The following is a 7,087-nucleotide window of genomic DNA, read 5'->3' on the forward strand; positions in this document are numbered from 1 at the left end:
AAACAGGAGTTCGGTCTTGGCGACTTCGAGGGCCGCAACTGGCGCGGCTTTCATCATCACGCCAGCCTGTGCATCGCAGCCTACGGCTTTCTGATCGCCGAGCGCTGTCTTTTCCCCCCTCAGCGGCAATTCATCCGCAGGCGGATCGAAACACCTGCGTTACCCGCAGGTTTCCAGCCCCGCGGCGCTGCCGGTGCGGCCTGAGCGGCATGTGCCGCACTCGATTGCCTCAATCCGCCGGCAGCTTGCCGTCCGGCTCGTCGCCGCGCTGCCCAGGTGTCCGTGCTGCCTGCAACAGCCCCGGGCAGTGAATGGGAAAATGACACAGTAAGACTATGGCCTGATGAAGGATGCCGGGAACATTGACCTGGTCGTTACTGACATCGTCATGCCGGGCACGGACGGCCTGGCGCTGGCGGCCAGGCTGCGCACCGAGTATGCCGGCCTGCCGATCATCTTCATTACCGGTTACGCCGACGGGCGTGACCTGAGCGGCGAGTTGCTTCTGTCGAAACCATTCGACATCGCCGCGCTGGCCCGGCTGGTGAAGGCGGGGCTTGACCGGGAGCCGCCCGGGAGCGGGCGCCAGGGCAAGCCGCAGGCCGGTTGACGCAGGGCGACATCGTCCTTCAACGTACTGCGTCATGTTTCGCACGCAACGGTCTGTGAAGATTGTTTTCACGTATCCATGCCATATTGACACCCCAACGATGTGGGCACTAGAAGCGGTCTGTCCCGGGCGGCTTTCCCGACACCTGCCTGCTCCGCAGTTCATGTCGCCATAGCCGCCCAGGGCTTGAGCCCGGGTGGTCACCAGCCACCGGGCGGCACCTGAGCCAGAACGGCATTCGTGTTCCAGCCTACGGGGAATCCCGATGTCCGTTTCCGCCAGCAAAGACCGTTTCGTCGTCGCGCGCGCAGGGCAGGCCGGTGGCATGCCGGGCGGGCGCCGCCTGTCGCAGGGTCGCGGTGGCGGTCGACGACGCCGGCCCGGCCCGCGCGGGGCGCCGCGAGGCGTGGGCCCGGGCCATCCCGCTGCCGCCGGACGGCCCGTGGCCATCATCAAGCCGCCGGCGCGGTAGCGGCTTCCCGGCCCTGTCTTCAACGTCAACTCCTGCCTGCAGGCATTCCAGAATGTCGGTCACTGTCATACGCTCTGCGTTCGCGTCGGCGCAGCCGGAGACTGTTAAATTATCGCAAATTTTAAGCATTACTAACGATGGCGCGAACCCGGCGTACCTGATCGTCAGCGGCCTCGACCGCAACGAGTACACCGCCTCCTCGACCGGGGCGACGGGCACCCTGGCAGGCAACGGCGCGACTGCCACGTTCTCGGCCATTGGCGGGGACGAGCGCGGCGTGGGCGTCGTGTTCACCTGGGATGCGGCGACCGGCACCTACCAGAACGCGACCTACGGCAACCTGCTGGACCTGGCCTACACCACCTCGGCCAGCGCCAATGACCTGACCGACCTCTCGTTCTTCGGCACGAACTCGTCCGCGTGGCTCGGCTACGCGCGGGACAGCGCGACGATGGCGGTCAATCCGCAGATCTGGACGAACCTCGGCACGGCAAGCTTCGCCACGCAGCCGATCGGCGCGCCGCCGGCGAGCAGCCAGGCGACGCCCGGCCAGGTCTGCTCGGTGGCGATGCGGTTCGTCGGGGACACCTGGAACATGGACGGCTGCTGGGTGCTGGCCAGCACCATCGACGCCGAAGCGGGGGCCGCGCTGAATGTCGCCAGCGACAGCGCGGGCACCGCGGGGGCCGGCAACGGCGAGTGGAAGGTGGCCTATGACGGCACCCGGGGCGCCAACGCCAACTGGCAGTCGCTGATCCAGGCCGGAGACCAGGTGGCCTTCATCACCGCCAGTGGCGGCGGCCACATCACCACCGTCGTCAGCGGCGCGGGCAGTTCGGCGATGGTGGTGGACAACGCCGACTTTGGCATCAACATGGTCGCCGACGGCACCGGCCGGGACCTGACCATCATGGGGCCGCACGCCGCGTGGCAGGAGTTCAACGGCGTCAACGCGGCCGACGTGGTGGTCTATCGGCTGGACACCCCGACGATCACGCTGAAGGCGGCGGCCGACGCCGCGAGCTATGGCCAGAGCCAGGCGTTCTCCAGCCTGTTCGCCGCCGGCGACTGGGCGAGCACCGGCATCACCGCCTACCAGGCCTACGACACCTCGGGCGCCGACAGCATCGCCGTCAACGGCGTGGCGTGCACGACGGCGCACGCCGCGGGCACGGCGGCCGCCTGCGCCAGCCTGGCGGGGCTGTCGTTCCTGGCGGGCACCACGACGACCAGCGACACCATCGAGGTCCGCGCGCAGAACGCCGCCGGCTACTGGGGCGACTGGCAAGCGCTGACCGTCGGCGTCGCCGCCGGCGCGGTGGCCACCGCCCCGCCGGTGCCCGACGCGCCGGTGCTTGCCAGGCAGACGGCGGCGCAGACCGTCACCGGGGCGATGGCGTTCGCGTTCAGCGTGCCGGCGGGCACGTTCACCGATCCGCTGGGCGAGGCGCTGACCTACACCGCGACCGGCGCCAACGGCGCGGCCCTGCCGGGCTGGCTGTCGTTCAACGCGCGGACGCTGACCTTCTCGGGCGCCGCGCCCGCGGCCAGCGCGACGCCGGCCGGCATCGTGCTGACCGCCACCGACACGAGCGGCGGCAAGGCCAGCGAGACCATCGCCGTGACGGTCAAGGCGCCACCCGCGCCGGTGTTCAAGGCGGGCACGCTGTCGGCCTCGGTCTATAGCGGCCAGGCGGTCAGCATCGCGGCGGGCAGCTTCACCGACCCGAGCCACCTGGCGCTGACGCTGACGGCGACGCTGTCGAACGGCCAGGCGCTGCCGTCCTGGCTGCGCTTCAACGCTAACACCGGCACCCTCACCGGCACCGCCCCGGCGGCGGCGGGGACGACCACGGTCCGGCTGACCGCGACGGACGCGGGCGGCGCCTCGGCCTCGGCGGTGGTGACGATCGTCGACAAGGGCGTCGACACGCCTGTCGCGGCGACCCGGTCCGCGGCCGCGACCGCCTACCAGGGCCATGCCTTCGCGTTCGCCCTGCCGGGCACCGCGTTCAGCGACCCGCTGAAGGAGACGCTGACCCTGACCGCGACGCAGGCGAACGGGCAGGCGCTGCCGTCCTGGCTGTCGTTCAACGCAAGCCGTGGCGTGCTGTCCGGCACCGCGCCGATGGTCGCCGGGGCGGCGGCGGTCAGCGTCAAGGTCACGGCGACCAACACGGCCGGCGCCAGCGCCTCGGAGATCATCACGATCGCCGAGACGCGCGACACGCCGGTACTCGCCCACCCGACGGCCGCCCCGTCCTGGACGGCGGGCCAGGCGGTGCGCCTCGCGATTCCGGCGAACACGTTCACCGACCCGTTGGGCGAGCACCTGACCTACGCGGTGACGCGGGCGAACGGGCAGGCGCTGCCGTCGGGCCTGGCTTGGAACGCGGCGACCGGCACGCTGTCGGGGACCTGCCCGATCACGCCGGGCACGCTCGGACTGAGGGTGACGGCGACCAACGGCGACGGGGTTTCGGCCTCCGAGCTGGTTTCGCCGTTGATCAAGGCGGCCGCGCCGGGCGGGGCGTCGTGGACGGGGCTGCAGTTCCTGGTGGATGGCCACCTGGTCTCCGTCCCTCTGGGCGCCGCGTTCGCCGAGATGGCGCAGTTGGCGGCGATGTCCGCGGCGGCCGGCCAGAGCGGCGCCGGCGCGGCCTTCGGGCTGCCCTTCGGGGGCCTTGCGGCCGAGGCCGGCCTGCTGACCTGGATCGCGCCGGCAACCGGGCGGGCGGGAGGCTATGTGCCGGCCGCCGGCGCCTACGCGGCAGCGTTCGGCATCCCGGGCGGCGCCTCGGTCACTCTGGGCCTGGTGCCACTGCACGGCTGACGCATCGGCGGTTCAGGAGGGCCGCCCGGCGCGCCGGGTGGCCTTGCGTGCCCGCAGGCTGCTGTCCGCGACGGCCCGTTGGTTTCGTTGAGGGCCGGGGCCGCCGGCCGGAACGCATGCCGGGCGCCCGCGTCGTGCATTGGCGGCCGATTTCATGATAGTGTAGCGTTCCTGACCTTTTCAGATGACGAGACCGCCGTGACCCAGATCGCGATTACCCGGACCGCCCACCCGAAGCAGACCCCGCCGGACGACAGCCTGGCGTTCGGCAAGGTGTTCACCGACCATATGTTCCTGATGAACTATGACGCCGGGAAGGGCTGGCACGCGCCGCGGATCGAGCCGTACGGCCCGTTCACCCTGGACCCGGCCTGCTGCGTACTGCACTACGGCCAGGGGATCTTCGACGGCCTGAAGGCGTTCCGCGGCGCCGACGGGCAGATCCGGCTGTTCCGCGTGGCGGATCATGCGAAGCGGCTGAACCGCTCGGCGCACTACCTGTGCATCCCCGAGCTCGACCCGGCGATGGTGGAGGAGTCCATCCGCGCACTGGTGGAGGTGGACCAGCGCTGGGTGCCGTCGAAGCCGGGCACCTCGCTGTATATCCGCCCGACCGTCATTGCCACCGAGACGTTCCTGGGCGTGCACCCGTCGCATTCCTACCTCTACTACCTGATCATCGGCCCGGTCGGCGCCTACTACAAGGAAGGCATGAACCCGGTGCGCATCCTGGCCTCCGACACGTATGTGCGGGCGGTGAAGGGCGGGCTGGGCGCGGCGAAGACGATGGCGAACTACGCCGCCTCGCTGTACGGCGCCGAGGAGGCGCAGAAGGCCGGCTATACCCAGGTGCTGTGGCTGGACGCGGTGGAGCACCGCTACCTGGACGAAGTCGGCACGATGAACATCATGCTGAAAATCGGCGACGAGATCGTCACGCCGCCGCTTAACGGGGCGATCCTGGCGGGGATCACGCGGGATTCGGTGCTGACCCTGCTGCGCGCCTGGGGCTACCGCGTCTCCGAGCGGCCGGTTGCGATTGACGAGGTGCTGGCGGCGGCGAAGGCCGGCACGCTGGAGATGTGGGGCACCGGCACGGCGGCGGTGATCTCGCCGGTGGGCGAGCTGGGCTACAAGGGCGAGCGGTATGTCATCAACGGCGGGCGGACCGGGGCGCTGACGCAGAAGCTGTACGACACGATCGTGGGCATCCAGTACGGCACGACGCCGGACCCTTACGGCTGGGCGACGACGCTGCGGGGGTAGGGGGCTGCGCCGCGTTGGGCCCGGGGCCGGGTTGTCTGTCTGGGGCCAGGTCGTCTCCCTGCTGCCAGGTCGTCTCCCTGCTGCCAGCTCGTCTCCCTGCTGCCAGCTCGTCTCCCTGCTGCCAGGTCGTCTCCCTGCTGCCAGGTCGTCTCCCTGCTGCCAGGTCGTCTCCCTGCTGCCAGGTCGTCTCCCTGCTGCCAGGTCGTCTCCCTGCTGCCAGGTCGTCTCCCTGCTGCCAGGTCGTCGCTCTATCGTCATGGCCGGGCGTGTCCCCGCCATCCACCCCCCCCCGCCGTTGAAGCGCAGATGGCCGGGACACGCCGGCCATGACGATAGAGCGGCGACCCGGCCATGACGGCGGGCGAGCCGATTTGTGATGGGCCGATTGATGCCGCGAACATTATGCTCCGTCTGACCGAACTGAAACTTCCCCTGGACCACGCGCCCGACGCCCTGCACGCCGCGGTGCTGGCGCGGTTGAACGTCCCCGCGGACGACCTGCTGTCGCTAGCCGTCGCCCGCCGCGGCTATGACGCGCGCCAGCGCTCGGCCATCACGCTGGTCTATGCCGTGGACGTCGCGGTGCGGGACGAGGCCGCGGTGCTGACGCGGTTCGCCGGCGCGCCGGGCATCGGGCCGACCCCCGATACGCGCTACCGCTTCCCTGTCCACGTCGCCGCCCCGCCGGCGCGGCCCGTGGTCATCGGCACCGGCCCGTGCGGCCTGATGGCGGCGCTGACCCTGGCGCAGATGGGGTTCCGCCCGCTGATCCTGGAACGCGGCAAGCTGGTCCGCGAACGCACGAAGGACACCTGGGGCCTGTGGCGCCGCGGCATCCTGAACCCCGAGTCCAACGTCCAGTTCGGCGAGGGCGGCGCCGGCACCTTCTCGGACGGCAAGCTGCACTCCGGCATCAAGGACCCGCGCCACCTGACCCGCAAGCTGCTGGCCGAATTCGTGGAAGCCGGCGCGCCGGAGGAGATCCTGTGGGTCTCGAAGCCGCATATCGGCACCTTCCGCCTGGTCACCGTGGTGGAGGGCATCCGCGCCAAGATCGAGTCCCTGGGCGGCGAATACCGCTTCGGCGCCCGGGTGGACGACCTCGTGCTGGACGCCAACCGCCACGTGCGCGGCGTGGTGCTGGCGGACGGGTCGCAGATCGACGCCTGTGCCGTGGTGCTGGCCATCGGCCACAGCGCGCGGGACACCTTCCGCATGCTGGCGCGGCGCGGGGTGGCGATCGTGCCGAAGCCGTTCTCCATCGGCGTGCGGATCGAGCATCCGCAGGCGCTGATCGACAAGGCCCGGTTCGGCGCCTTCGCCGGCCATAAGCTGCTGGGCGCGGCCGACTACAAGCTGGTGCACCATGCCGGCAACGGCCGATCGGTCTACAGCTTCTGCATGTGCCCGGGCGGCCGCGTGGTCGCCGCGACGTCCGATATCGGCTCGGTCGCCACCAACGGCATGAGCCAGTATTCCCGCGCCGAGTTCAACGCCAATGCCGGCCTCGTCGTCGGGGTGACGCCGGATGACTACCCGGGCGACGCGCTGGCGGGGGTGGGCTTCCAGCAGATGTGGGAGCGCCGGGCCTTCGCCGCGGGCGGCGGGGGCTACGCGGCGCCGGCGCAGCGTGTGGAGGACCTGCTGGCCGGGCGGCCCTCGCGCGCTCTGGGCGCGGTGGTGCCGTCCTACCGCCCCGGCGTGGTGCCCGCCGACATGGCCGCCTGCCTGCCGGGCTTCGCCGTGGACGCGATGCGCGAGGCACTGGCGGCCTTCGCCCGCGACATCCCGGGCTTCGCGATGCCGGACGCGGTGCTGACGGGGGTGGAGACGCGGACCTCGGCGCCGGTGCGGATCGTGCGCAATGACGCGGGGCAGAGCGTGAATACGCCCGGGCTGTTTCCGG

At 70.9% G+C, this 7,087-nt stretch carries 4 protein-coding genes and 1 pseudogene; all 5 read left to right on the top strand.

Annotation, left to right across the window (positions count from 1 at the left end; translation table 11 throughout):
- A pseudogene (locus CCS01_RS31335) lies at positions 1-204 on the top strand (IS701 family transposase); the annotation flags it as partial.
- 139 nt (positions 205-343) lie between these two features.
- Positions 344-610, top strand: coding sequence for a response regulator (locus CCS01_RS31340; RefSeq protein ID WP_104523051.1), 267 nt, complete (start codon positions 344-346; stop codon positions 608-610).
- A gap of 524 nt (positions 611-1,134) precedes the next feature.
- Entirely contained in the window at positions 1,135-3,915 is a 2,781-nt protein-coding gene (locus CCS01_RS31345) for a putative Ig domain-containing protein (protein ID WP_104523053.1), read from the top strand.
- 198 nt (positions 3,916-4,113) lie between these two features.
- Positions 4,114-5,181, top strand: a complete 1,068-nt coding sequence (locus tag CCS01_RS31350) for a branched-chain amino acid aminotransferase (RefSeq protein ID WP_104523055.1) — start codon at positions 4,114-4,116, stop codon at positions 5,179-5,181.
- A gap of 402 nt (positions 5,182-5,583) precedes the next feature.
- Positions 5,584-7,087: NAD(P)/FAD-dependent oxidoreductase (locus CCS01_RS31355; protein WP_104523057.1), on the top strand; the 1,504-nt coding region annotated here is incomplete at its 3' end.

This window comes from Rhodopila globiformis (genome assembly GCF_002937115.1).
In the GTDB taxonomy this organism is placed as follows: Bacteria; Pseudomonadota; Alphaproteobacteria; order Acetobacterales; family Acetobacteraceae; genus Rhodopila; species Rhodopila globiformis.

Excerpts from the sequence above, each read along its gene's own strand:
- CCS01_RS31340 (WP_104523051.1), top strand. The coding sequence starts at position 344 with ATGAAGGATGCCGGGAACATTGACCTGGTCGTTACTGACATCGTCATG.
- CCS01_RS31345 (WP_104523053.1), top strand. The coding sequence starts at position 1,135 with ATGTCGGTCACTGTCATACGCTCTGCGTTCGCGTCGGCGCAGCCGGAG.